The sequence below is a fragment of the Pinisolibacter aquiterrae genome, assembly GCF_019160155.1.
Classification (GTDB): Bacteria; Pseudomonadota; Alphaproteobacteria; order Rhizobiales; family Ancalomicrobiaceae; genus Pinisolibacter; species Pinisolibacter aquiterrae.
Genome location: NZ_JAFNIH010000055.1, coordinates 76,558 through 98,921, shown reverse-complemented (window position 1 = coordinate 98,921; position 22,364 = coordinate 76,558). Strand labels below are relative to the sequence as shown.

Below are 22,364 nucleotides of genomic sequence, written 5' to 3'. Positions count from 1 at the left end.
GTCGTCCGGGATCGGCATGAGGTGGCCCCGCCCGGCTGGACGGATTGGCGGCCTTCGTTAGTTTGGGCCTTTCGGGTCCGTCACGCCGCCAGCCTGATGCCGTCGGCCTCCTCGTGAACCTCGACGGGCGTAGGCCTACTGTGCGTCGAGTGAGGCCGGTCGAAGTTGCGTAGCCGATCCACCGTCCGATGCCGGCACGGGCTTCCGATCTGGTTTCGAAAGCATGGAGGTAGATGCACTCGTACTTCAACGATCGCCATAGCCGCTCGATGAAGACGTTGTGCATCCACCTGCCGCGTCCGTCCATGGAGATTCGAACGCCTGCGTCGGTCAGGACCTCGGCGAACCGTGGGCTTGTGAACTGGCTGCCCTGGTCTGTTGAAGATCTCCGGCCTCCCATGTCGCGCCATGGCCTCCTCGAGAGCGGCGATGCAGAAGTCGGCGTCCATTGTGTTCGAAAGTCGCCACGCCAACGCCCGCCTGCTCGCCCAATCTATCACGGCGATGAGGTAGAGGATGCCCTGTCGCATCGGGATGTAGGTGATGTCCGCGCACCAGACGTGGTTCGGCCAACTGATGTGGAGGTCCCGCAGCAGACATGGCCACTTTTTGTGCTCGGCATGCGGGACGGTCGTCTTCGGTCGCTGATAGACTGCCTGCAACCCCATCTTCCGCATCAGTCGCCGGATCTACTTCCGGTCGACCGTATGGCCCTGCTGGCGCAGATGATGGGCCATCTGCCGCGCGACGTCGTTATCACCGACCGTCAGCGAAACCCGACACTTCCCGCTGGGTCACGCTGGACATTTTACGCAACCTTCGCCAGTACACTGAAGGCAGCAGTCGCCTTCGGCGTCAGCGACATCAAGCAACTCCGCCAGCAGGTCCACTCCCAAGGCTATCACCGGGCGCAGGTCCCCCGGATCCTGCGCCGGGCATGAGGCTACCCGATGAGCGATCTTTTTGACGTTGACGGCGCCAATCTCGATCTTGGGTTCGAGAATCTGAAGGCGGCCGAGTTTCCGATCGAGCAGCAACTCCGCACTATGCTGCAAGAGATGTGGACGCGCTACGAGCCATTTGCCGATCCCGACTTCCGCCAAGGCTTCGCGCGCGACGTCGACGGGCGCTTCTGGGAAATGTATCTGGGCTGCACACTGATCGAGGCGGGGCGGACGTTGATGCCCGTCGTCGATCGTCAACGCGACGGCGGCCAGCCTGACCTTTGCGTCCTCGAAGATGGTCGCCGGATCTGGATCGAAGCTATCACCCCAGACGAAGGGGCTCCAGGGCCTGACCAGATCGTACGTCCCGTGCCGATCAATGAGGGCGGCGGCGTGATCTGCGCGCCAATCCGCCAGGCGCAGCTTCGGACCTCGGGGGCGTTCTGGACCAAGGCGCAGAAGATAGGCCGCTATATCGAACAGGGCGTTATCGCGCCGGGCGACACCCGCATCATCGCCATCAGCACCAGCCGCTTCGGCGCCTATGTCTCCGAACAGCCCTTGCCGCTCATCATGACGACGCTGTTCCCGATCGGCGACGCCTTCATCACCATCGACCGCGACACCGGTGATGTCATCGAAGAAGGCTTTCATGCCGCGCCCTTGATCCACCGCGAGCGCGATCCGATCCCGCGCACAGCGTTCCTCGACGAGCGCTTCGCAGATATTTCGGGCGTGATCTGGTCACGGGTCAGCCTCGGCAACCTCTCGCGCCAGGTCCGGCCAATCACCTATGTCCACAATCCCCTGGCGCAGGTTTCATTGCCCACCAACTGGGGCGTCTGGGACCGCGAGTTTGTGACGGTCCGGCAGGGCGACGGATGGGAATCCAACGACATTCTCGCCACGACAGCCGCGGCGGCGGCGTCATGACGATGGGATCATACGCGCCCATTTGCTACCTGCAGGATCATAAGGCCGGTCATGGCCCAAACCGATGAGTCACGACTGATCACGCCGATCAGCCAGCGCCAGTTCGAGCTCTATGCGCTGTCGCTAGAACGCGGCCCCAATTTCGACCCCGCACATATCTTCAGCGCTTATCAGGCCGGACGGGGCTGCACGAGCGGCTGCATCCTTCTCGATCCGGAGCAAGGGACCTCCTCCAGCCTCGCCTTGCGCCGGCAGGTTGATCACCGCTGGATCAAGGTCGATGAAAGTGGCCCCTATTCTACCCCAGAGGCCGCGCTCGATCGCCTCAGCATCGCCATGCGCGCCGGCGATCCGCCGGAACCCTTGCCGCCGGGCGCAAGGCGACGCCCGCTTTTGGTGAAACCCGGAGCGCGCGGGACATCCCCGGAGTTCGATCTGCTGACGAGCACGATCAGCCATTGGCCGGCCCTGATGGCGATCGGCGAATGCTATCTCGCCCTTCCCAATCCCGACGCCAACTTCGTCCCGGATTTTCAGACCAGCAACTTCGCTTCCCGGCTGTTCGAACTCTACCTCCTCGCCTGCTTTCGCGAACAGGGCCTGAGCATCGGGCAAGATCATGTCTCGCCCGACTTCTTCATCGAGAAGAACGGCGACGCCTGCTGGATCGAGGCGGTGACGGCGAATTCCGAGACTCCTCGCGCCGGCGGGATCGGCGACTGGGTGCATGCGCCGGAGGACCGCAATGAACGCCTGACAGGAGGTCCAGCCGAGCGCTTCGCCAAAACGCTGCGGGGCAAGCTCCAGCGCAACTATCATGAGATGGACCACGTGAAGGGGCAGTCCTTCGCTCTCGCCTTGGCCGACTTCCACCAGTCCGGTTCGATGGTCTGGAGCCGCGAGGCCCTGCCCACCTACCTCTACGGGCTACGGGCTGATATCGCAGGAGAAGGCGCGGAGCGCCGAGCGGTCGGGACACCGATCGCCAACCTGACGGGCAAACATGGCATCCCGGCAGGGCTCTTTCGCGATCCCGACTTCGCCCACCTGTCGGCCGTCATCTTCAGCAATGCGGCAACGCTCGCCAAGTTCAACCGTATGGGTTTCCTCGCCGGCTGGCGCCCGCCCGGGCTGACGATGATCCGAAGCGGCATCCTGTTCGACCGCACCCCGGGCGCGTTGGAGCCAATCGACTTCAATCTGTCGGTCGCCAGCGACGAATATCAGGCGCTCTGGCCCTGGGGCGAAGCCTGGTGCCAGGAGCTGGAGGTGTTCCACAATCCGCTGGCCACCCGCCCCATCCCGTTCGACCTCATTCCAGGCGCGACCCATTGGTTCGAGCGCGACGACGACATCGAGTGCAGCACCATCTGGGCGAACTCAGTGCTGTCGTCGGTCACCCGATTGCACATTGCTGGAGAAGCCGGGACGCGCAGCGGCGCGCCTGGCGAAAGTGCGCCGTCATGACCGGGCCGCACTTCCTATTCCTCTACCGGCCGCGGCGTGACGAACACTGCCTGCCGCACCTACCTTGCGGCAGGCCGAGGCCTCGATGCCAACGTCGGCAATCGGCGCGATGCGGTAGGTGACGCCTTTCGACCCGAAGCGGACGTCCACGCACTTGAGCGCGGATGGCTCATGCCGAGCAACGTCACCAGATCGTAGAGTGGGCGAGCCAATATGCCCCGGGCATTGCCGCCCAGACGACAGGATTCAAGGCGGCAACCTAATCAGGCGACCCGCATCGGACGTTTCGTTGCTCGATCTAGCGATTTCCCTCGATAGTGGTGCAATTCAACGGAACACCGCTACCAAATGGGCTTCAGTTGGATATGATCGCCGACAGCTTTTCCGTCGGACCATAATCTCAGCCACGGGATAATCGCGCCAAACCAGCCAGCCCCGGGGCATCAATGATGTCTGAGAGCGTCGAAGATCTGAAAGCCCGGTTACGGGCAGCACCCCTGCGGATCGGCATTTCCACCCGCGCGCTGTTCGACCTTGAAGAAGAGCACAAGGTTTTCGAGGAACAGGGCGTTCACGCCTATATCGATCTGCAACACGAGCGCGAAGGCGAATTGATCCGGAAAGGGACGGCCTTTGAAGTCGTTGACCGGCTTTTGCGGCTGAACGAGCCCGACAGCGACCCATATGTTCAGATCGTGGTCCTGTCGCGCAACTCTCCCGACCTGTCCTTGCGGGCGTTCAAATCCATAGAGCATTACGGCCTGCCAGTGGTCACGGGCAGCTTTACCAGCGGCGCGCCCATCGGGCCGTACATTCCCGCATGGAATATTGACCTGTTTCTTTCGAACGATCCCCATGATGTGAAATCCGCGATCGGCGCGAAGTGTGCTGCCGCCAGACTGGGCAAGGTTCCCGAGCAGCTACGATTTCAATCGAACGACGAAGTGCGTATCGCCTTTGACGGTGATGCCGTCGTCTTCAGCGCCGAGTCAGACCAAATTTTTGCGGAAAAGGGGCTTGCGGCATTCCGAGCGCATGAATTGGAGAATGCTCAAAAGCCCATGGAGGGCGGGCCATTCGGCGAATTCCTCAAGAAGCTGTCCATTCTGAGGGCGATCTATATGGGTGACAACGGTGTGAGCAAGGTGCGGATCGGCATCGTGACCGCGCGTGACAGCGCCGCCCACGCCCGCGTCATCCATACCCTTCGCGCGTGGGGGACGCCTGCCGACGAAGCCCATTTCGTCGGGCGCTGGAAGAAAGCTCCGATCCTTGAGGCATTCGGTGCCCACATCTTCTTCGACGACCAGGAAAAGCACGTTCTCGGCGCGGCAGGCGTGGTTCCCGCAGGCCACGTTCCCGGCCCCCACCATCCCAACAATGCAATTATTCCTGCGGGGTAGCGGCGGGGCGATGGGGTTGCTCTATACTTTTGAGTTACGCGGTATTTTCCAAATTTCGAGGCAATGCAAATGACTTCTCTCCGACCAAATTTAATAAAACGCATTGAGAGATTGCCGAAGCCGACAAATGTGTCCGACGCATTGCTTCCGCTATTCGAAGCTGTGATGAACGCCATCCACGCAACACAGACCAAATTTGGCAATGATGCCGCACAATATGGTCGCGTAACTATCGTTGTCTCGACAGATCGAAAGAAGGACGATGTTTGGGCAACCGTTGAAGACAACGGAGTTGGTCTCAATGAAGCCAACTGGGACGCTTTCACGACAACAGATACGGACAACAAAATTGCAATTGGCGGCAAAGGTGTTGGGCGTCTTCTTTGGCTTGATTGCTTCAAAAATATAGCTGTTGATAGCGTATTTCAAGAGAATGGCAATTTTAGTCGACGCAAATTTAAGTTCGTTCTTTCAATAGAAAATCAAATTCAAGAAGAAGTAGTTGAGCTTGCGCCTGGTGCATCAAGTACATCATTCTTCGTTCGATTTGATGGACTTCGGCCAAATGGATACTATGAGAAATTTCCTGGGCGCGGAAATTTCGTCTTTCAGCATTTGACTTCCCACTTCTTGCCCATCTTCATCGGCGGTCGCTGCCCTATGGTTAGCGTTCACGTCGGAGATGAGGCCAAGCATTATCCGGAAGCGATCAATGAAATTGTACGGCGTCGTAGCTCTGAAATCTCGAAGCAAACCGACGATTTTGGGGAACTCAGGATAACCCTTCTTGAGTGCGACAAAGTTGCCAGCGCAGATTTAAAGGGGAGCCACTTCGTTCATTTTATCGCGCATGACAGGACTGTTCATTCGCAAGCTATTGACGGCAAACTTGGTCTGAAATTATTCGGAGACAACAATGATCATGTATTTCATGCAATTGTCACTGGTGATTTTCTCGACAAGAATGTAAATCAAGAAAGAACAGCCTTCAATTTTGAAGATGCTATAATTGATAGGATCATCAACGAAGTCTGCTTCGAGTATATAGAAAAATTCCTTGAGGGGCCATTGGCTTCTTTAAAGGGGGAGCAAAGGGCAAAAATTGTGTCCATTGCTGCGACGTATCCCTCAGTTGCATTCGGAGATACTGAAGAGCTTCAAAAAAAGGTGCCGTCCGGGGAGTTGAAGGAAGATGCCATTTATGGACATCTATCGAGGGAACGCTATCGGCGTGACGAAAAGCAAGCCGAGAAGATCAGAGGTGTGCTTTCACGGCTGAAAGATACCGGCGCAGATACGAATACATTTGCAGCTGCAATTGCAGATGCAGGCAAGGCGCTTGAGGAAACCGAACAACGCAGCCTTGCCGAGTACGTTGTACGACGCAAAGTCGTTCTGGATTTTATAGAGATATTGCTTCAAAAGGTGCGCGATAAAAGCTCAGATAGCTCCTATCAGAGAGAGGATATATTGCATTCATTCATTTGTCCTGTTCGGGTAAACACGATTTCATCCGGTAAAAAAATAGAGGCCGCATCATCTCATGATCTTTGGATAATAGATGAACGGCTTACCTTCGCCCAATATTTTAGTTCAGACACGGAATTTTCAGCGCTTGCTCAAGAGTTTGACAGCGATGAACGACCTGACGTGTTGATCTTTGATCATGTTCATGGGCTCCGTCAAACGGACGCTCCCTCCCGAGTTCTGCTTGTTGAGTTCAAGAGACCCGGACGGACTTCGTATAACGACGATGAGAATCCTCAGCTGCAAGTAGAAAGATATGTTCGGCAGCTTCAATCTGGAAAACTGAGTGACGTCAAAGGTCGTCCGATAAAACTGGATGAGGTCACAATATTCTATTGCTTTATTGTAGCCGATATCGTCGGGAAGCTTGATGACTGGACTTACTCGTGGCAGAGAACGGTTGACGGTCGCGGGCGCATATATAGGCCCAACAACGGTTTTCGTGGATCCATCGAACTCATTGGTTGGGATGCACTTCTTGAGGATGCGAAGGCTCGTAATCAGGCCTTTTTCGATAAGGCTGGCATTTCTGGTCGCAGCTTTTTCGGAAATGACTAACATCAGTGGCCATTCATCTCTGATCGATGTGAGTCCGCTTTCGGCGCAATGTGGCCGCTCGTTGCCACTCCCACCTACCCTGAAGAGCCAGAGGGCACGAATGCCTCGTCCGACCCGTCCATCTTCTGTGATTTCGCCACACTCGCCACGCCGACATCGCGCACCAACTCTTTGATGAACCGGTCACCGGTGGCGAGCCGCCGCCCCAATGCGTCGATGAACCCCTCGAAACGCTCCAGCCCCTTGGTGCGGGCCGAAGCTTGAACACTCTCAGGCAACGGTGGCGTGATCGTCAGCCAGAAGCGGATGAACAGCGCGACGGTCTCTCCGAGGATGGCGTGATCCCGATCGAGCGCCTCGATCTGGCGTGAGAGCCGATCCAGTCGTCGTGCAAAGGCGGCTTCACGACGATCCGCAGAGTCGACCGACAGGAAGGACGCGACAGCGGCTTCGATCACTGCCGATTTCGAGACGTTGCGGCGGAGTGCCAGAGCTTCGACCCGTTTCAAGAGATCCGGCTCGAAATAGACGTTCATGCGGGTCTTAGTCTGCATGGGGCGCCCCCTCACAGTTCGATGCCGTCGGCGGGATCGAGCGCTGCCTGTCGCGCGACGAAGCGCATGCTCTGGCGCATCTGCCGCGCTCTCGCCGCATCGACATCGGGTTCGTCGTCGAGCACGTCGAACTCGTGGTCCGACGGCAATTGCGGAGGCACGATCTCTTCGTGCTCCGGGAGCTCGGGCTCGCGGCGAATGCCACCGTTCGCCGTGTCGATCTCGGCGGCGGGTCCACCCGCATTCGCTTGCGTGCGCCCTGTCATAGGGATGACCCTGCCGTTCCAATCGTCTTCGGTCGACGTCGCGGGCTCGGTCGTCCGCTCTGGTGGTGACACGATGCGCTCCATGAGACGCGGGTCCTCGAAGTAGCGGACTTTCTTCGCCCGAACCGGATGGATGCCGGAGACGAGCAGCAACTCGTCGGCAGATGGAAGCTGCATCACCTCGCCAGGTGTCAGCAGCGGCCGCGCCGTCTCCTGACGCGACACCATCAGGTGGCCGAGCCACGGCGCGAGGCGGTGTCCGGCGTAGTTGGTGGAGTCACGCATTTCGGTGGCGGTACCAAGGGCGTCGGACACACGCTTCGCTGTTCGTTCGTCGTTGGTGGCGAAGGCGACGCGGACGTGGCAGTTGTCGAGAATGGCGTTGTTCGGGCCGTAGGCCTTTTCGATCTGGTTGAGCGACTGGGCGATCAGGAAGCTCTTGATGCCGTAGCCCGCCATGAAGGCGAGCGCGCTCTCGAAGAAATCGAGCCGCCCGAGTGCGGGGAACTCGTCGAGCATCAGCAACAGCCGATGCCGTTCAGTTACGGCGGTCAGTTCCTCGGTCAGTCGACGGCCGACCTGATTGAGGATCAGGCGGATCAACGGTTTTGTGCGGTTGATGTCGGAGGGAGGAACGACGAGGTAGAGGCTGACGGGGCGCGCCCCCGCCACCAGATCGGCGATGCGCCAATCGCAGCGCGCCGTCACTTGGGCGACGACCGGATCACGGTAGAGGCCGAGGAAGGACATGGCCGTCGACAACACGCCAGAACGCTCATTCTCCGACTTGTTGAGCAACTCGCGCGCCGCCGAGGCGACGACGGGATGGACGCCGCCGTCACCGAGATGCGGTGTTGTCATCAGGGTGCGCAGGGTCGCCTCGACCGGGCGTCTCGGATCGGACAGGAAGTTGGCGACGCCGGCAAGCGTCTTGTCGGGCTCGGCGTAGAGAACGTGCAGGATTGCGCCGACGAGCAGGGAGTGGCTGGTCTTCTCCCAATGGTTTCGGCGATCGAGCGCGCCCTCGGGGTCGACCAGGATGTCGGCGATGTTCTGGACGTCGCGGACTTCCTTCTCGCCGCGGCGTACCTCCAGCAACGGATTGTAGGCGGTCGAGCCGGCGTCGGTCGGATCGAACTTCAGAGCCCGGCCGAAGCGCGCGCGGAAGCCTGCCGTCAGCCCCCAGTTCTCCCCCTTGATGTCGTGGACGATTACCGAGCCGGGCCATGTCACCAGGGTCGGGACGACGAGGCCGACGCCCTTGCCGGAGCGGGTCGGAGCAAAACACAGGACATGCTCCGGACCGTCGTGACGGAGGTAACTCTCCTCCAGCCGCCCCAGTACCACGCCGTCGGGCGCAAGCAATCCGGCGGCCTCGATCTCCTCTCGTCCTGCCCAGCGCGCCGAGCCGTAGGTCTCGACGTTGCGCGCCTCACGCGCCCGCAGGATCGACAGGGTGATGGCGGCGGCGATCGAAATGAAGCCGCCGGAGGTCGCGATCGCCGCGCCTTCGAGGAAGATCGACGGCGCATAGGCGTCAAAGAAGTACCACCACCAGAAGAAGGCCGGCGGCAGATAGAACGGCAGTCCCCCGAGCGTGAACCAGGAATATCCGAGCTGCGGCTGAAATCCGAGCCGCCACGCCGTCCATTCGGTCGCCCCCCAGATCGCCACCGACACGATGACGAAGACGACGGTGATCTGTCCCCAAAGGACGCGAGTTCCCGACATGATGGCTCCGATCGGCGAGAGGCGTGGAGCCGATCAGAGAATAGGCTAACTAAGGACGGGCAAGAGCAAAGCTGCGCGATCGCGCCAACGGATACCACGGCGCGCAAATCGGCGGGGTGACAGAGAAATCAAGGTCGGCTCTTCGCTGCGGCACTCTGTTCCAAGAGGCGGCGATAGCCTTGCTTCGTCATCCAATGGGCGCGCGCGAGATGGGTCTCCCAGCACCGCCGGGTTCGCGCCTCGTCCACCGTCGGATCGCGATGAAGCACGATGCACGCGACCTCGGCCCAGTCGGCCCCAGCCGCTTCGGCATCGAGCAGCCGCAGGTAAGTGACGAGGCGGGCCTCGTCGTATCCGGTGAGGCCGGGAGCCGAGGGAGCTTCGTCGTCGACTTCGGGATCGAGTTCCAGCTTCAAACACATGAAGCACTCCCCTCCCCATCAACACGACAAGAGAAATCCTGAAATGGGATAATCCTGTTCCAGGATTACCGGAAAAGCTCACTGTCTACAACGGAGAGCTTCACCGGATGCCGAAGTCCCTGCGGTCGCCTCGGCAGGTGTTGCTCCAGGCACTGCTCATCGAAGCACGCAAGGGCAAGGGCCTGACGCAGGCGGACGTCGCCGGCGCGCTCGGAAAGCCCCAATCCTATGTCGCCAAATATGAGAACGGAGAGCGCCGACTGGATGTCGTCGAACTCATCGACATCACAATGGTGCTAAATATTTCGGTAGCAGACGTATTGTACAGACTGCAAATGTTACCACATTAGAACAGCAAATATGATCTTACTTATATTTACAACAATGCAGAATTCAAAATTTTTAGTTATTCAATAATCAATCACACCATTCACATAAAGAAGCGCGGACGTTTAGCGAGATCGAAGAGATCGCGAGCATCTCTCTCCCTCAGATCCCCAACCCTCGCGTCTTGCCCAACTGCCAGGAGATCGACGTCCCCTGGACGATGCCCATTACCTCACGACCGAGACGGTCGTCGATCACCGGCCGCCAGGGCACCAGCGTGAATTCCCTGGCGTTCTCGACGAGAGCGTATCGACCACTCGCCAGTGAGACCGTCCGCCGGAAGGTCCCCTGCACTGTTTCGCCATCCACAGATGCCCGGAACGACACGGGTCGTTCGAAGGCGAGTTCGCTACCCACTCGTGCGACCTCACGGGTCTCCAGCGTCGCAAGCAGGTTGCGGCGATAGGCGATCTGGCCATCCGAGCGACGCAGGGCGTCGCCCTGCGCGATCAGACGCTCGCGGCGATGCTCCATCGCGCGGTCGACAACCTGTCCGAACCCGGAGGGAACGAGATCGGACGTATTGCGCCCGATCAGGCGGCGGTCGAGCCAGGTCGCGCCGTCCGCCGAGATCTGGGCTTCCAGATCGAGGGTCGAGAGCGTGCGGATCGTCGCCTGTCGACTCCGGGCGGCATCATCGGCGGCAGCCCGGCTCTCGAAGTCCTGCGGGATGCGCCAGTGATCGGCATCGATCCGTTCGACGATGCCGGCTCGACGCAGGGCTTCGAGCCGGCGGACATGGGCTTCGACGAAACCTTCGGGATCAGCACCAGGACCATGCCTTTCGAAACGAGCCTGTTCGAGATGACGGCTCGGTCGATAGATGCCGCCCTCCACTGATGCGGCGATGGTGCGATCGGCTGGTCGAGGACCGGCCTCTCGTGGCCCGACTTCGATGATCGCACCGATGGCGACCTCTTCGAGATGAGCCGGATCGAAGCCGGCGACATGATGGAGACGACCGTCGATACCGTCGACGATCAAGGCGACGCTGTCGCCGAGCTCGTCGGGCAGATGCTTGCCGAGAAGGCGGCCGATGATCGACGACGACGGCACCCCATCGTGGATCCGGAAGCTCGCCGGATCGCGGTCCTCTCCTTCGACACGCAACGCCCGCTGCATCGTCGCGATGATGTCGCCGCGCTCACCCAGTTGGCGAAGGGTCGGCTCCAGACGGTTGCTCAGGGACCAGATTCCAGGCGCCTGTTCTGTCGCGAGCCCCATGCGCCCGAGCTTCTTCAGTCGCCCGAGACGCGAGGCACGGTCCGCGATGTCCCGGCGGTCGGTCGGCGCGTGGCGAAGGTCGAGAAGCCCCTCTCGCACCTCTTCGATCAGGGCGCGATCGATCCGGGTGAAGCGATCCTGGTCGAGCTCGACCGTCAACTTCTGCTGTCGTTCGAGCTCGCTGACCGGCCCGAGTTCCAGTGTCACCAGCTCGCTCGCCCGCTCTCGGACGCCATGCGCAATGTAGTCGCCGTTGATGACCAGCTCCTCGCCCCGTTCGTCGCGTCCGCTGACGACGACATGGACGTGGGGATGGCCGGTGTTGAAATGGTTGACCGCCACCCAGTCGAGCCGGGTGCCGAGATCCTTCTCGACCTCGGCCATCAGGTCGCGCGTGAAGCCGGTGAGATCGTCGAGGGCGACCCCATCCTCGGGCGCGACGATGAAGCGGAACTGGTGGCGATCGTCTTGGCCACGCGCGAGGAAGGCATCACCGTCGGCGCGATCCTCGCTCGCCGCATAGAGCTGGCCGCGCTCGCCATCCCGCGAGGTGCCGTCGCGCTGGACGTAGCGCAGATGCGCCGCCGCGCGACCGCCCTGCCCTGCCGCCCGGACGAAGCGCGCCTTGACCACCACCCGGCGCGCACCGGGCTTCCGATGGCTCCAACCGCGACCGAGATCACAGGCACGGACGAAGGCTGCTCCACGCCCACGGGCCACTCCGCGACTGGCCGCACCCCCGAGCCTCGATGCAGGCGAGGCTACTCCCGGGCCGATCGAGGACCCGGGCGATCCACCCATCCCATGTTGCCGGGCAACCTTGCCGACCTTGGTGAAGAAGCTGGCCGTGGCCTTGCCGTCGCCACCACGCCCCACCCGACCGGGCTTCGGCCGAAACCGATGTTCGTCGTCACGACTCACGGTCGCCACTCCCGCCTGCACACGCAGAACCGGTAGAACCCACGGGGTAGTGCCGCCGAAAAGACCGCATTCAGCGGAGTTTCGGGAAGGAACGGCACCATGGCTCGTTGCCGGCAGTGCCGCCCCTCTCCTTCCAACCCACGTGCAGACAACGACAATTCGCCGCGATGGGCCGGAACGGTGCCGCCGGCTTTTATCTTGCCCTCCCTCACCTGCCCTTCCTCCTCCACCTTTCGCGCGCTTTCCCGAGGTTCGAGCTTCGATCTGTCCCTCGAGCAGACGGCTCGCGCTCAACGCCCGGGACCGGCAGGCGTGCGGGAAACGAAGAGCGAGGCCCTGGTCTCCGTCGCACTCGATCGTCGTCCTCCCGACGGTTCGGCAACCACGGACCCCACGGCGGGTCGCTCGGCCGATCGATCCTCGGCCGGCTCCCAATCGGCGCTCGGCCCGATGACGACTCGGCCGATGAACAACGGCGCCGTCGTCCAGGTCGGCTCAACGGAACGGTTCGTCGTGGCGGCATCGGTCGACACGGTTCCGATCAGCGGCAGGAGATGGGCGACGCGGATCTGCACCTCCGGCGGCAGCGGCCGGCCGGTCCTCAGATGGTCGTCGTAGCGTCGAGGCCCGGCGAAATAGGCGGCGAGAAACCCCTCCGCCCCGTAGCGATCAAAGAGCTCGCGCAAAAGGGCCGCTCCCGCCATGATGTTGTCGTCGGGGGGGTAGGGATCGTTGCCCAGATGGTAGCGGGCGCGCAGCTCGGCCCAGGTCTCCGGCGGGATCTGCATCAGCCCGATCGCCCCCTGCGGTGAGGTTGCACGGGCATCTCCACCGCTCGCGACCTCGATCACTGCTCGAATCCAAACAGCGGGGATTTCGAAGCGCTGAGCGGCGTCGCGGATCGCGCCTGCCAGAGGATCCGTTGCAGACGACGTGGTGATCGGACGATCGGCCGCCTGCGCCGCCGCGACGGCAGGAAGACAGATCGACGTGATCTGCAACGACGCCATGACGACGGCGCTGCGCAATACGGCGCCGGCGGCGCCAGCACCGACACGACAGGCGCTCTCCACTGTGGGGAGACGCCGCCGATCGGGAATATCGGTGGACGACGAGCCGTGTCGCATCATCGGTCGCACCCATCGCCGTGTTCTACGATCCACAGCGGATCGGCGCGACCGAGGATCATGCTCGTCGACGTCGGGCCGAAATAGCGGCCGTCCAGACTGTCGGCGACCTCGGCATTCATCAGGAAGATTTCGCCTTCGGCGAGGGTCCGGCATCCGCTCCAGATCGGGAGATTGTGCCCTCGATCGTCCTGCGACCGGGCCGCGCCGACCGAGACGCCGTCGACGGTGAGGTCGGCGCCGTCGCGGCACACGGTCTGCGACGTGAGCGCCCGTACGTGTTTGAGGAGCGGCACGCCCAACGGCAGACGACCGCTCTCGGCGAGGAAGCGCGCGACCCGATCGGGCGGTGTCATCGCGACCAGATCGCCGACGTGCAGTCGGTCGGTCGGCCGCAATGCGTAGAGACCGATCGGCGTACTGGCCGTGGCGTTCCACAGCAGCCGCGGCACCGGAGACGGGACGATCGAGGCGCCGATCCCGAGCACCGCGGCATAGGTCACCATCACGAAGCCGAAGCGCGTCACGGATTGATCCTCCGGCGTTTCAGCCAGGCGGCATGCTGCTCGCGGGTATAGATCCGCGCCTCCTCGCCGGCGACGATACGATTTTGAACGTGACGCCAATAGTCGGGCATCACCTCGACCGCATCGATGCCGAGGGCCTCCACCGCATCGATCACGCCGAGCACCCGCTCGACCTTGGGCCAGCCGTCGATCCGCAGCAGGATTTCGCCGCCCGGCCGCACGAAGGGCAGCGTCTGGTAATCTTCGCTCGTCGTGACCGTGCGCAGGATGTCGATGCGCGACAGGATGGTGCCGAAGTCGTTCGATGCCCAGCGGACGAAGGCGAAGACGGTGCCGGCGGCGAAGCTGACGATGCGTCGGCGCCGGTCGAGCTTCAGGCTCTCGACCGGATCACCGAAGCGGATCCAGTGTTCGATGCGGCCCTCGACCCAGGTCAGTTCGACATGGGTCAGATGTTCACCGGCGCGATCAGGCGACGATCGATCGGCCTGCGGGGCACGAATGTCGTTGTCGTTCATCGAGGTTCTCCTTCGATGTCGGGAAATTCCCGCGCGAGCAGATCGCGCAGCATGTCGGCGACGGTGACGCCGCGCCGGAACGCCGTGACCTTGATGCGGCCGCGCAGTTCGGGCGTGACGTCGATGGTGAGGCGGGCAGTGAAACCCGCCGACCGAACCGGCTCGTCCCGAGGCGCCGGCTCGGTGGTGCGGATCCAGGCATCGGCATCCCCCGGGCGGGCAGCAAAGCCGCGACCACGGCCACGGTCGGTCATGGCGCGAGCCTCCCGATCTCCACGGCTAGCGCCGCGATCTCGCGCGCCGCCGGACCGGCCTCGTCGATCTCGAAGACCAGGCGTCCGGTTTGCGCCGCATCGGCATAGGCGACGCGTTGGCCGATGCGGGTGGCGAGCAGTGGCGGATCGTGATCGGCCAGCGTCTCGGCCGTCTCGCGCGCGATGATCGTCCGCGCGCCGCAGCGGTTCAGCAGGAAGCGGGCGCGCAGCTCGGGACGGAACACCCGCGCTTCTTCGACGAGCCTCAGCATCTCCGCCGAGGCCCAGCCGTCGAACGGCGACGGTGTCGCCGGGATGACGACCAGGTCGGCGGCGAGCAGGGCCGAGCGCATCAGCCCGGCGACGCGCGGCGGCCCGTCGATGACGACGTGATCGACGGTGCGTGCGAGCTCGGGGGCTTCGCGGTGGAGCGTGTCGCGGGCGAGCCCGACGACGCCGAAGAGCCGTGGCAGCCCTTCCCTCACCCGTTGCTCCGACCAGTCGAGCGACGACCCTTGCGGATCGGCGTCGATCAGGGTGACCCGTCGGCCCTGCCGAGTCCAGGCCCCGGCGAGATGGAGCGCCAGCGTCGTCTTGCCGACGCCCCCCTTCTGATTGAGGAACGCGACGATCATGGCGCACCTCGTCGCGTGGTGCCGGCACCATGGGTGCGACGCTCGCGCGCAACAGAAGAAGAGTTAGACTCTCTGTTAGAGTCTGAGTTAGCAGCGCCGATCTGGTCGGCCGGCCAAGGGGTTGCGCCACCTTCGTGCGCCTGATGTGCCGATAGGGCTGCGCCTGATGTGCCGATACCGCCTGCGCCCGATGTGCCAATACGATCCACAGGTCTGTCCACAGGCACTGTGGACGAGTTCGTCGGGCGAATTCTCAGACGCTCCGTCGCGCCGTCGCGCTCGATCGCGAGCCGGTAGCCCGGCAACGGCTGGCGTAATGCGATCCGGCGCAGATCGAGGGCGAAGTCGGAGAGCCGCGCCAGGCTGCCCGACTTGGCATGAAGATGAGCGACCTCGAAGAGCCAGCCCTGCGGTTGGCGGCCGGCATGTTTGCGGGCGACCCGATAGAGCCAGCGCTCGATGCCACCGGTCAGTCGGAAGTAGGCCGGATCGATGGTGAGGACGAGCGCACGATCGAGGATGCTGCGGTAGAACCATTCCGGCAGGACGAATTCCATGCCCTCGACCCGCCCGGTCCGCGTCGCGATCTCCTCCCATTCGTTGATCCAGGAGAACTGCTGGCGACGCCAATGTGGCCCGGTTCGGATCGTCGTGGCGACGACGGTCGACTGCAGGCGCGACAGAGCCGCCTTCAGCAACAGGTACTGCCTGTTGCCGGTCGATCGCCCGACCCCGCGCAGCAGCTGATATGGGGTGAAGCGCACGAAGCGCGAGGTGCGCAACCCGCGGTTCTGCGCCTCGACCAACTGGCTCGCCGCCCAGATCAGCACGTCGGCATCCCAGATCGTCGCCATCCCGTGCTCGGGCATGCCGAAGACCTGGACCTCGACGTCGGCGGTGGCATAGAGGATCGGCGTGGTGCGTCGTGACTTCGACAAAGAGAAGAACGGCCGTTCCATCAGATCGCGCTGATCGCGGGGACGGGCGTCCCCGCCGATCACGACGAAGGGCACGAGCCGATTGCGTTCGCTGTCGCGCGATGCCGGCTCGGTTCCGGGTTTGCTGGAGAGCACCATTTCAGCGGGCTCCCCGTTCGGCCGGCGTCAACGGTCGCGCCGGGAAGACGCGCCGAGGCGTGTCGTCGGAGGTCGACCTGCGCGCGCCGATCGCCGTCCAGGCCTGCAGATCCTCGACGGCATAGACGACACGCCCGCCGATCTTCCGGTACATCGGGCCGGTACCATAGGTGCGGTGCTTCTCGAGGGTGCGGATCGAGATGCCGAGGAAACGCGCCGCTTCGGGCGTGCGCAGGAAACGTGGCGGCAGACCCGCCATCGGATCGGGCATGGAGACCTCCGGTTCGCCATTCGCGCAGTCGAGGGCGACCGCGCGTCCTGGCGAACCGTGGCGGAGAACAGGAGGGGACCGGCATGCCGGATATCGCCCCCTGCGATTCCGGCACTCCCTACGAAACGGCATGTGGATCCGGCGGCGGCTCTCTCCCCGGTACGCCCGAAGGTCCGACTCCGCGCGCCGCGTCGATGTACGATGAGAAAGCACGCCACCATGATCGACCGACCCGTCGAACCCCGGTGCGACGAACGGCGGCGGCGGTGTCCTCGACGAAACGATCGGCGCTGCGGTTTCTCCGCATCGGTGCGATTGCGCGCAGACCTCACACGCTCCGCGAGATTGCCATCTTTCTGCGAGAACCAAGGGTGTCGCGGGAGCGACACACGGGGCTCGGGCGGAAGACGGTCCCGGCAATCATTTTGGAGCCGCACCGGTTTCCGTCGAACGTGGTCACGGAGTGGCAAGCGCCCCCTTCGGGGCACGCGATGGACTCCATGCCCCCCCGAATCTCGAGATCCGAGCCGAAGCCGCTGCGCTCGTCCCATCCCCTTCGATGCAGGAAACCGACCGATGCCGCATTCCGGAAGCAACGAACTGGACGCCTTTCGGTTCTCGGACCAACCGTTCTGTCACAATCGCTATGTCGGCGTGGTCGAAGGACGGACGGTCATCGTGAACGTCCAATTCAGTGAGACCGACGACAACGGTGACAATCCCCTTCGCGAAAGGGAATTCGATGCCTTCGTCGTGAGGGCCTTGAAGGAAGTCATCGCCAGGACCGAGCGTGGGGTCTCCGCGTCTCAGTGACCGAGGTCCGCCTTGGGGAAATTTGATAGACTGCCCTCGAAACCATGAGAGCCGGCGAAACATGACCGACCTCCCCAACGACCTGTTCATCGATCTGACCGTCGGCATCGTCTCGGCCTACGTCGCACACAACACCCTGCCGGCATCGCGGCTGGCCGATCTGATCGCCGAGGTCCACGCAGCTCTCGGGAGGGCCGTCTCCGGTCCGGCTCTGCAGCCGACACCCGAGATCGTGGCACCGGCGGTGCAATTGCGGAAGTCGGTCACCCCGGACTTCATCGTCTGTCTCGAAGACGGCAAGAGGTTCAAATCGCTGAAGCGCCACCTGCGCACCGCGCACGGCCTGAGCGCGGAAGCCTATCGCGAGAAGTGGGGGCTACCGGCGGACTACCCGATGGTGGCAGCCAACTACTCCGAAGCCCGGTCGACCATGGCAAAGGCGATCGGGCTCGGTCGACCACGGGGGCGTCGCGCGGGTTGATTGCCCGGCGCCCACGCGTCTCATCGAGGCGACCCGAGCCGAGCAACGAAAGGTCGAACGCCGTCGTTTTCTATCCGGGACCACGGCGTCGTTTCACCGGATGGCAGAGCAGATGGAGATATCCGCCGCGCATCAGGCGCAAGGCATCGGCGACGAGACGGCGCGTGCGGTTCTTCAGCGGATCGATTTCCCAATCCCGCTTGGTCCGGCTGCGAAACGCGAACATCGCTTCGGCAATGGTGCGATAACTCGCCCCCGTCAACCGAGCGTCCAACGCCCGCAGCATCAGAATGTGCCGCTGCCGTGTCGTCTCGGGCAGAGGCCGTAACGATCCGCCCGGTGGCAGTCCGGCGAGAGCCCTCCAGAATCGGCGCGCCGCGTGAGCCCGCAGTTCGAACAAGGCATCGAGCGGCAGCACCACGACATATCCGGCACAGACTCGCGGTGGCAGTGCCTTCAGCCAGAATTGGTGATCGTTCCCACCGTGACGCCAGACCGCATGCCAGTCGTCACCGGCGTTTCGCAGATCGACACCCGGTAGATTCGACAGTTGGAGCGGCCTAACACCTCCCGCTTCGCCGGGCGGCGTAGGCTGGATCAGGATCGCCTCCGGCTGAAGGTCCGGCATCCAGAACAGCGAGGCTTCATCGGCCGGAACTCTCGGATCTACGGGGAAATCGAAGCCCCCAACGCCGAGAGAAGGCGTCGAGGACATCGTCTCTCGGGCGCGCCACATCGGCGTTGATCCGGACGAAATCCCACTGATAGTCTCGATCGCGGCGCAGATACTCCCATGCGAAGCCGGCAGGGGGAATGTCGCGGGCATGCGCGTAGGCCTCTGGCGAACGCCAGTCGATGTCCAGCATGGCACACTCCCGTTTCGAGTGGTGCGTGAGAAATACCCGCCCTGCCTGTAGATCTTCGGAAGAGCACTCGGCGACGTGAAGCCGGAAAGTTGCGATACCTCGATCGCCGAATCCGAACGCAGTCGCCCCGAAGTCGCGACGACTCCATCGAGAAACCGGCTTGCCGTCGATCCGTCTTTCAGGATCGGCGACAAGCCGGAAAGGCGACTTCGCGGGAATACGGGCCGCATCATGCGGTCCGCTCCTCGGCGAGCTTCGGCTGATGGCCATGCAGGAAGTCGACCGCCCGGCTGGCATGCGATGCGGCGGTGAAGACGAAGCGCTTGTCGTCTTTCAGGACTTTGATCCAGGACGCGATGTAGGCGGCGTGGTCGGAACGCGGTTCGGGGGTGAGCCCGAGGTCTGCGGCAAGAAAAGCCGCCCCGAGTTCGGCGACCAGTTCCTCACGGGCGTAACCCGCGTCGCCGAAGCGGGTGCGGCCGAAGTCACGGTCGAGGCGGGAGGGATGCCGGGTCCAGTGGACACATTCGTGTCCGAGGGTCGCATAGTAGGAGACGGGATCACGGAAGCTCTCGAAGAGCGGCATCTGCACGTGGTCGGAGCCGACCGCGTAATAGGCCTGGGCACCGCCGTGACGAATGTCTGCGCCGATGGCGGTGAAGAAGGCATCGGCACGGGCATCACGGGTGATCGGATCGAGAGGGTCGGTGGCCGGCGCGTGAAACCGATCGGGCAGCCCATCGATCTGGTCGACGCAGAAGACGGTGTAGGCCTTGAGGAAGGGGATCTCGCGCTCGACTTCGTCGCCGCGATCGTCGGTCTCGGTGCGGCGGATGCGATCGGCATAGACGACGGTGGAGCCGGTCTCGCCCTTCCTGACGTGACCACCGAGTTCGCGCGCCTGTCGGAAGGTCATCCAGGTCGGCGAGGAAAAACCACACGCGACCGCTTCGGACCACAAGAGCAGGACGTTGATGCCGGAGTAAGGCTGACCGTTGTGGCGCAGCGGCCGAACGATGCGGCCTTGGGTGTTGCCCGCCGACCAGGGCCTGATCCAGGTCGGGACCCCGCTCTCGAGGTCGGCGAGAATGCGATCGGTGACGCGGGCGTGGATGTCGGAGCGGGCGGAGGCGTTGGTCTTCGGTGCCATGATCGGGATCTCCTTCGTCGTGACCGCCGGGAGTGGCTTCGTCACGGCGACCGAGAGGCCGGGGCGTCGGGGGACGGGCGCACCCGAAGGGCCGAAACGCCAGTGGAGGACGGCAACGCCGTTGCACCCGTCCCCGCCTCGGCCAGGATCGCCGCCCATCAGACGAGGCCTTCCCGAGCGGACACCGGGAGAGAGAGCGCTGGCCCGGAGGCACCGATCTGCCCGCTTGGCGCTCTCCCGCGCGAACGTGCATCTCAACGGACGCATTTCCGGGGGGAAGACACGTCAGGCCCGGTACGGCTCACCTGCCGTCGTCGGGATCGGTGCCGAGCCGGCAGCCTCGGGCTCCACGTCACGTGGTGGCCGGACCGACGAATGCCCGCCTTTGCCGAAACGCTTCCGCGGCTGCGTCTCAGGTGGCATGAAGGAGATCGTGAAGCTGTTCGAATCCGTCGTTCGGTGCCGACGCTCCGCGCATCGAGAAGGATCGGGCGATGGACCAGAAGACCCCGCACCGTTCGACCCATCGCCGCATCCCGGCCGGGATCTGGGCGCTCGGCTTCGTCTCGCTGCTGATGGACGTCTCCTCGGAGATGATCCATGCACTGTTGCCGATCTGGCTGGTCACCGGACTGGGCGCCTCGACATTGGCCGTGGGTCTGATCGAAGGCATCGCCGAAGCGACGGCGTCGATCACCAAGGTGTTCTCCGGCGCGATCTCCGACCGGCTCGGCAAACGCAAGCTCCTCGCCGCCATCGGCTACGGCATGGCGGCCTTCACCAAACCGGTGTTCCCGCTCGCCGGCTCGCTCGGCTGGATCGTCGCCGCCCGTTTCGTCGATCGCATCGGCAAGGGCATTCGGGGGGCCCCGCGCGATGCGCTCGTCGCCGACCTCAGCCCGCCCGAGCTGCGCGGCGCCAGCTTCGGGCTGCGCCAGACCCTCGACACGATCGGTGCCTTCCTCGGCCCCTTCCTCGCCATCACCCTGATGGCGGCGAGCGGCGGCGACATCCGCCTGGTCTTCTGGGTGGCGGTGATCCCGGGGTTCCTGTCCTTCGCGCTGATCGTCTTTGCGGTGCGTGATCCTGAACCGTTGAAGGACGCCGAGGGCCGCCCACCACTGCGCTTCGCCGAGATGGCCACCCTCCCCTCCACCTTCTGGTGGGTCACCGGCCTTGCCACGGTCTTCACGCTCGCCCGCTTCTCCGACGCCTTTCTGATACTGCGCGCCCAATCGATCGGCCTGAGCCTGTTGCTGGTGCCGCTGATCATGGTGGTGATGAACGTCGCCTATGCGCTCTCCGCCTACCCGGTCGGGGTGCTCGCCGACCGTTTCGATCGGCGGATCATTCTGGCCACCGGCCTCGTGCTCCTCGTCGGCGCCGACCTCGTGCTCGGGCTCACCGGTTCGGCCGTCGGCCTGTGGATCGGCGCGGTTCTATGGGGACTGCACATGGGCTTCACCCAGGGGCTCTTCGCCACCCTGATCGCCGACACCGCGCCACCGGCTCTTCGCGGCACCGCCTTCGGTCTCTTCAATCTGGTGACCGGTGTCACCCTCTTCGTCGCCAGCCTGATCGCCGGCGCGCTGTGGCAGGCGATCGGCCCGACCGCCACTTTCCTCGCCGGTGCCGGCTTCGCCGTGGTGACGCTCGGCGGTCTGTGGAGTGTCGTGCCGAGGGCGACGATCGACGGATCGAGGCTCTGAAGCCGGATCAACCCGGATCATCCACCGGGGAACAGAATCGCTTCGTAGTCCATCGCCCCGGACAGCACGTGGAGCACCACGAGTGCTTCCGCCTCGACCCGATAGAAGATCAGATAGCGTCCGTGAACGGCACGGCGGACGCCCCTCGCCTCCCAACGAGGAACGAGACGATGTGCCGATGGTTGATCGACCAGAGTGAGGCAGTGAGCCTGCAACTCTCCGACGAATGAGAGGGCACGCGTCGGGCTGTCCTGCGCAATCCAATCGCCGATCCGGATCAGATCCCGTCGCGCTTCTTCGGTGAAGACCAACTTCATGGGCGAGGGTCATCCGACGATGCACCGTAACGGTGCTTCAGTTCGGCAAAGACGTCTTCGGCGGCGAGGACACGACCGGCATCGGCATCGGCGAGACCTCGCGCGAGTGCCGCGTCGAGAACGGCCAAACGTGTCTCGCGTTCGTCGAGCAGACGCACGCCCTCCCGCAGCACTTCGCTCTTGGAGTTGTAGCGGCCACTCTCGACGAGACGGTTCACCACCGCCTCGAGGTTACCGAGTTCGACACTGTGCGCCATGATCCGACCCTCCATCCGCATCAGGA

General features: G+C 63.2%; 26 protein-coding genes and 1 pseudogene. 10 read left to right on the top strand and 17 right to left on the bottom strand.

Annotated elements, in window-relative coordinates; translation table 11 throughout:
* Nucleotides 1–80 precede the first annotated feature (80 nt).
* A pseudogene (locus J3S89_RS20805) lies at nt 81–746 on the bottom strand (IS3 family transposase); the annotation flags it as partial.
* Here J3S89_RS20805 and J3S89_RS20800 point away from each other — a divergent pair.
* The 5 genes from J3S89_RS20800 (at nt 708) to J3S89_RS20780 (ending at nt 6,832) form a co-directional block, all read left to right on the top strand.
* Nucleotides 708–941, top strand: coding sequence for a hypothetical protein (locus J3S89_RS20800; protein WP_217931055.1), 234 nt, complete (start codon nt 708–710; stop codon nt 939–941). The pseudogene J3S89_RS20805 and the gene J3S89_RS20800 sit on opposite strands and share 39 nt — an antisense overlap.
* A gap of 9 nt (nt 942–950) precedes the next feature.
* The gene (locus tag J3S89_RS20795; RefSeq protein WP_217931053.1) at nt 951–1,877 is read left to right on the top strand and encodes a hypothetical protein; all 927 of its coding nucleotides are present in this window, start codon (nt 951–953) and stop codon (nt 1,875–1,877) included.
* Nucleotides 1,878–1,928: 51 nt separating this feature from the next.
* Entirely contained in the window at nt 1,929–3,344 is a 1,416-nt protein-coding gene (locus J3S89_RS20790) for a hypothetical protein (protein WP_217931051.1), read from the top strand.
* A gap of 449 nt (nt 3,345–3,793) precedes the next feature.
* Entirely contained in the window at nt 3,794–4,747 is a 954-nt protein-coding gene (locus J3S89_RS20785; RefSeq protein ID WP_217931044.1) for a 5'-nucleotidase, read from the top strand.
* A gap of 165 nt (nt 4,748–4,912) precedes the next feature.
* Entirely contained in the window at nt 4,913–6,832 is a 1,920-nt protein-coding gene (locus tag J3S89_RS20780) for an ATP-binding protein (RefSeq protein WP_217931035.1), read from the top strand.
* Nucleotides 6,833–6,906: 74 nt separating this feature from the next.
* On the opposite strand, the gene J3S89_RS20775 is transcribed toward J3S89_RS20780, so the two are convergent.
* The 3 genes from J3S89_RS20775 to J3S89_RS20765 all read right to left on the bottom strand — a co-directional run bounded on the left by J3S89_RS20775 (nt 6,907) and on the right by J3S89_RS20765 (nt 9,805).
* On the bottom strand, nt 6,907–7,386 hold the full coding sequence (locus J3S89_RS20775; RefSeq protein WP_217931028.1) for a ribbon-helix-helix domain-containing protein: 480 nt from the start codon (nt 7,384–7,386) through the stop codon (nt 6,907–6,909).
* An 11-nt stretch (nt 7,387–7,397) separates the two neighbouring features.
* Nucleotides 7,398–9,383: a conjugal transfer protein TraG gene (locus J3S89_RS20770; RefSeq protein ID WP_217931026.1), complete on the bottom strand. Its 1,986-nt coding sequence runs from the start codon at nt 9,381–9,383 to the stop codon at nt 7,398–7,400.
* A 128-nt stretch (nt 9,384–9,511) separates the two neighbouring features.
* Entirely contained in the window at nt 9,512–9,805 is a 294-nt protein-coding gene (locus tag J3S89_RS20765; RefSeq protein ID WP_217931023.1) for a DNA -binding domain-containing protein, read from the bottom strand.
* A 107-nt stretch (nt 9,806–9,912) separates the two neighbouring features.
* On the opposite strand from J3S89_RS20765, the gene J3S89_RS20760 reads away from it, so the two are divergent.
* A complete protein-coding gene (locus J3S89_RS20760; RefSeq protein ID WP_217931020.1) occupies nt 9,913–10,155 on the top strand; it encodes a helix-turn-helix domain-containing protein in 243 nt (80 codons plus the stop codon).
* Nucleotides 10,156–10,294: 139 nt separating this feature from the next.
* Here the strand turns inward: J3S89_RS20760 and J3S89_RS20755 are convergent, their stop codons facing one another.
* Nucleotides 10,295–11,800 carry a DUF3363 domain-containing protein gene (locus J3S89_RS20755; RefSeq protein ID WP_230489000.1) on the bottom strand — a complete coding sequence of 502 codons (1,506 nt, stop codon included), beginning with the start codon at nt 11,798–11,800 and terminating at the stop codon, nt 10,295–10,297.
* Between J3S89_RS20755 and J3S89_RS23245 the strand changes: the two genes are divergently transcribed.
* Nucleotides 11,744–12,373 (top strand): hypothetical protein, encoded by a 630-nt coding sequence (locus J3S89_RS23245; protein ID WP_230488999.1) that lies wholly within the window; start codon nt 11,744–11,746, stop codon nt 12,371–12,373. The genes J3S89_RS20755 and J3S89_RS23245 overlap by 57 nt on opposite strands.
* 254 nt (nt 12,374–12,627) lie before the next feature.
* On the opposite strand, the gene J3S89_RS20750 is transcribed toward J3S89_RS23245, so the two are convergent.
* From J3S89_RS20750 to J3S89_RS20720, 7 genes are read right to left on the bottom strand one after another with little or no spacing between them, the layout of a single operon-like run.
* The gene (locus J3S89_RS20750; protein ID WP_230488998.1) at nt 12,628–13,467 is read right to left on the bottom strand and encodes a lytic transglycosylase domain-containing protein; all 840 of its coding nucleotides are present in this window, start codon (nt 13,465–13,467) and stop codon (nt 12,628–12,630) included.
* Nucleotides 13,464–13,991, bottom strand: coding sequence for a S26 family signal peptidase (locus J3S89_RS20745; protein WP_217931018.1), 528 nt, complete (start codon nt 13,989–13,991; stop codon nt 13,464–13,466). The genes J3S89_RS20750 and J3S89_RS20745 overlap by 4 nt, the downstream gene beginning before the upstream one ends.
* Complete coding sequence (locus tag J3S89_RS20740) at nt 13,988–14,509, bottom strand: DUF2840 domain-containing protein (protein WP_217931016.1); 522 nt, start codon at nt 14,507–14,509, stop codon at nt 13,988–13,990. The genes J3S89_RS20745 and J3S89_RS20740 overlap by 4 nt, the downstream gene beginning before the upstream one ends.
* The gene (locus J3S89_RS20735) at nt 14,506–14,763 is read right to left on the bottom strand and encodes a hypothetical protein (RefSeq protein ID WP_217931014.1); all 258 of its coding nucleotides are present in this window, start codon (nt 14,761–14,763) and stop codon (nt 14,506–14,508) included. Before J3S89_RS20735 ends, J3S89_RS20740 begins: the two co-directional genes overlap by 4 nt.
* On the bottom strand, nt 14,760–15,398 hold the full coding sequence (gene parA / locus J3S89_RS20730; protein WP_217931012.1) for a ParA family partition ATPase: 639 nt from the start codon (nt 15,396–15,398) through the stop codon (nt 14,760–14,762). The genes J3S89_RS20735 and parA overlap by 4 nt, the downstream gene beginning before the upstream one ends.
* On the bottom strand, nt 15,395–16,474 hold the full coding sequence (locus J3S89_RS20725) for a replication initiator protein A (RefSeq protein WP_217931010.1): 1,080 nt from the start codon (nt 16,472–16,474) through the stop codon (nt 15,395–15,397). Before J3S89_RS20725 ends, parA begins: the two co-directional genes overlap by 4 nt.
* Before the next feature lies 1 nt (nt 16,475).
* On the bottom strand, nt 16,476–16,745 hold the full coding sequence (locus J3S89_RS20720; protein ID WP_217931003.1) for a helix-turn-helix transcriptional regulator: 270 nt from the start codon (nt 16,743–16,745) through the stop codon (nt 16,476–16,478).
* 576 nt (nt 16,746–17,321) lie between these two features.
* Between J3S89_RS20720 and J3S89_RS20715 the strand changes: the two genes are divergently transcribed.
* Nucleotides 17,322–17,558: a hypothetical protein gene (locus J3S89_RS20715; protein WP_217931001.1), complete on the top strand. Its 237-nt coding sequence runs from the start codon at nt 17,322–17,324 to the stop codon at nt 17,556–17,558.
* Nucleotides 17,559–17,619: 61 nt separating this feature from the next.
* Nucleotides 17,620–18,039: a Ros/MucR family transcriptional regulator gene (locus J3S89_RS20710; protein WP_217930999.1), complete on the top strand. Its 420-nt coding sequence runs from the start codon at nt 17,620–17,622 to the stop codon at nt 18,037–18,039.
* Between the two features lie 70 nt (nt 18,040–18,109).
* Here the strand turns inward: J3S89_RS20710 and J3S89_RS20705 are convergent, their stop codons facing one another.
* From J3S89_RS20705 to J3S89_RS20700, 3 genes are all read right to left on the bottom strand, one after another.
* On the bottom strand, nt 18,110–18,667 hold the full coding sequence (locus tag J3S89_RS20705) for a DUF2285 domain-containing protein (protein ID WP_217931092.1): 558 nt from the start codon (nt 18,665–18,667) through the stop codon (nt 18,110–18,112).
* A gap of 16 nt (nt 18,668–18,683) precedes the next feature.
* Nucleotides 18,684–18,905 (bottom strand): transcriptional regulator domain-containing protein, encoded by a 222-nt coding sequence (locus J3S89_RS23240; RefSeq protein WP_230488997.1) that lies wholly within the window; start codon nt 18,903–18,905, stop codon nt 18,684–18,686.
* A gap of 229 nt (nt 18,906–19,134) precedes the next feature.
* Nucleotides 19,135–20,055: an ArdC family protein gene (locus J3S89_RS20700; RefSeq protein WP_217930997.1), complete on the bottom strand. Its 921-nt coding sequence runs from the start codon at nt 20,053–20,055 to the stop codon at nt 19,135–19,137.
* A gap of 494 nt (nt 20,056–20,549) precedes the next feature.
* Between J3S89_RS20700 and J3S89_RS20695 the strand changes: the two genes are divergently transcribed.
* Nucleotides 20,550–21,764: an MFS transporter gene (locus J3S89_RS20695; protein ID WP_217930995.1), complete on the top strand. Its 1,215-nt coding sequence runs from the start codon at nt 20,550–20,552 to the stop codon at nt 21,762–21,764.
* A gap of 17 nt (nt 21,765–21,781) precedes the next feature.
* On the opposite strand, the gene J3S89_RS20690 is transcribed toward J3S89_RS20695, so the two are convergent.
* Together J3S89_RS20690 and J3S89_RS20685 are read right to left on the bottom strand one after the other, a co-directional pair.
* Complete coding sequence (locus J3S89_RS20690) at nt 21,782–22,081, bottom strand: type II toxin-antitoxin system RelE/ParE family toxin (protein WP_217930987.1); 300 nt, start codon at nt 22,079–22,081, stop codon at nt 21,782–21,784.
* Entirely contained in the window at nt 22,078–22,338 is a 261-nt protein-coding gene (locus J3S89_RS20685) for a type II toxin-antitoxin system ParD family antitoxin (protein WP_217930984.1), read from the bottom strand. Before J3S89_RS20685 ends, J3S89_RS20690 begins: the two co-directional genes overlap by 4 nt.
* Nucleotides 22,339–22,364 lie beyond the last annotated feature (26 nt).